This is a genomic window from Pseudorhodobacter sp. (genome assembly GCF_030452865.1).
Taxonomy (GTDB): domain Bacteria; phylum Pseudomonadota; class Alphaproteobacteria; order Rhodobacterales; family Rhodobacteraceae; genus Pseudorhodobacter.
Genome location: NZ_JAKDLJ010000508.1, coordinates 1 through 2,223, shown reverse-complemented (window position 1 = coordinate 2,223; position 2,223 = coordinate 1). Strand labels below are relative to the sequence as shown.

Genomic DNA, 2,223 nt, shown 5'->3' with positions numbered 1-2,223 from the left:
CTGACCCGTCAGGTCACGATGCAATCGCTGCCCTCCATCCGGCTGGTGCAGGAAAACGACAAATCCTTGGTGACAAAGATCAACTCCACCCTCGTCAACACCGTACCGCTGTGGGAAACCCAACTGGCGCAGGCGGTCACGATCCAACGGTCCCGCGAGGCGGCGGAGAGTGTGCGTGAGGCGAATGATCTGACCAATGAATTGCTGACCTCCAACGCGGAGAACCTGCAACAGACCAACCGAGTCGTGCGAACCGAAATGGAACGCGGTGTCTTTGATATCGAAGCAGTGAAAAAGGCCAACGCAACCCTGATTGCCACCATCAACGAAAGTCTTGCAATCGCAGATGAGGGCAAAGCCAAACGCGCGGCGGCGGAGGAGGAGTTGATCAAGATGGAACATGATCTGCGCGATACGCTGGCCTCGGCCAAGGCGCGCTCGGACGGCAAGCCGGTTGCGCCCGCCAATACCGCCACGAAGAGCTGAACCTGCAACAGGAAAGATTGCTCCAATGGCTCTGCTCCGGATGAACGCGATGCGATTGAGAGGGGCGGCCAGTCTGGTCGCCTCTGCCGCGTTGCTTTCGGCCTGCGTGAATGGCGCGGTCCCGGTTTCGGGGCGCGCCGCCCGCCCGCCACCGCCGCGCGCCGCGCAACCTGCCCCGGTGCCAAAAGCCTCCCCGGCCAGCCTCGCGCTGCGCGCCTATTATGCCGGTGTCCAGGAAGAGCTTTTGTCACGCGGCCTGATGCGGACCGACAGCGGCGCAAAAGATGCGCCTTTCACAGCGCGGATGCTTGCCAACAACTTCATCCGCATCGCGTTCTTTGATGAGTTTGACAGTACTTCCGGTACGCTGGTGGCACGGCCAACCGAAAAGCGGCTGCGGCGCTGGCAAAAGCCGATCCGCGTCGGGCTGACGTTCGGTGCCTCCGTCCCGGTGGCAAAGCAACCGATTGAACGGGCGCGCGTACGGTCATATCTGGCGCGACTGGCAGCGTTGACTGGGCATTCGATTCAACTCGCCTCAACCGGCATCAATTTTCAGTTGCAATTCCTCGATACGGACGAGTTGCGCGCCATCGGCCCCACGGTACGAAAAGCCGACCCGAGCATTGGCGCGCCGGAACTGCAATCCATCACCAATATGTCGGATTCGACCTATTGCCAGGTGACCTATTCGCTTGACGAAGGCAGCAGCCTGATTGAGCGCGCCTTTGCCGTTATCCGCGCCGAACACCCGGATTTGTTGAGCCTTTCGTGTTTGCATGAAGAAGTCGCCCAAGGTCTCGGCCTGCCCAATGACAGCCCCCAAGCACGCCCCTCCATCTTCAACGACGATCAGGAATTTGCAACCCTTACTCCGATGGATGAGGCGATGCTGCGAATGCTTTATGACAAACGGCTGACCCCCGGCATGTCCATCACCGAGGCCCGTCCCATCATTGACCAAATCGCCGCCGAACTCGTCCCCGGCGACAGCTAACAGACAGGAGCGTTTCATGGTTTTCGACTTCCTCAAAGGCCAGTTCATCGACGTTATCGCATGGACCGATGACACCCGCGACACCATGGTCTGGCGCTTTGAGCGTCAGGGCAATGAGATCAAATATGGCGCAAAACTGACCGTGCGCGAAGGGCAATCGGCGGTTTTTATCCATGAAGGGCAATTGGCCGATGTGTTCGGCCCCGGCCTTTACATGCTGGAAACCAACAACATGCCGATCATGACCACGTTGCAGCATTGGGACCACGGTTTCCAATCGCCCTTCAAGTCCGAGATCTATTTCATCAACACCACCCGGTTCAACGATCAGAAATGGGGCACCAAAAACCCGATCATGACCCGCGACCCGGAATTCGGCCCGGTGCGCATCCGCGCATTCGGCACTTATTCGATGCGTGTCAGCGACCCTGCGAAATTCATGCAGGAAATCGTTGGCACGGACGGCGAATTCACCGCCGATGAGATCAGCTTTCAGATCCGCAACGTGATCTTGCAGGAGATGAGCCGCGCTTTGGCCTCGTCGCAGATCAAGGTGTTGGACATGGCCGCCAATACCGCCGATCTCGGCAAGCTGGTCGCGACTGCCATTGCGCCACAGATCGCGCAATACGGTCTGTCGTTGCCGGAGTTTTATATCGAAAACATCTCCCTGCCGGAGGAGGTTGAAAAGGCGCTGGACAAGCGCACCTCAATGGGGATCGTTGGCGATTTGAACCGCT

General features: G+C 58.7%; 3 protein-coding genes. All 3 read left to right on the top strand.

Going from position 1 to position 2,223, the window contains the following annotated elements:
- Positions 1 to 486, top strand: a 486-nt coding sequence (locus L0H65_RS18770; RefSeq protein ID WP_301460720.1) for a toxic anion resistance protein, incomplete at its 5' end; no start/stop codon positions are given.
- Between the two features lie 25 nt (positions 487 to 511).
- On the top strand, positions 512 to 1,483 hold the full coding sequence (locus tag L0H65_RS18765) for a DUF2927 domain-containing protein (protein WP_301460719.1): 972 nt from the start codon (positions 512 to 514) through the stop codon (positions 1,481 to 1,483).
- A gap of 16 nt (positions 1,484 to 1,499) precedes the next feature.
- On the top strand, positions 1,500 to 2,223 hold a 724-nt coding region (locus L0H65_RS18760; protein WP_301460718.1), incomplete at its 3' end, for an SPFH domain-containing protein.

Bases quoted from the DNA above. Each gene is read 5' to 3' on its own strand.
- L0H65_RS18765 (WP_301460719.1), top strand. From the start codon at position 512: ATGGCTCTGCTCCGGATGAACGCGATGCGATTGAGAGGGGCGGCCAGT.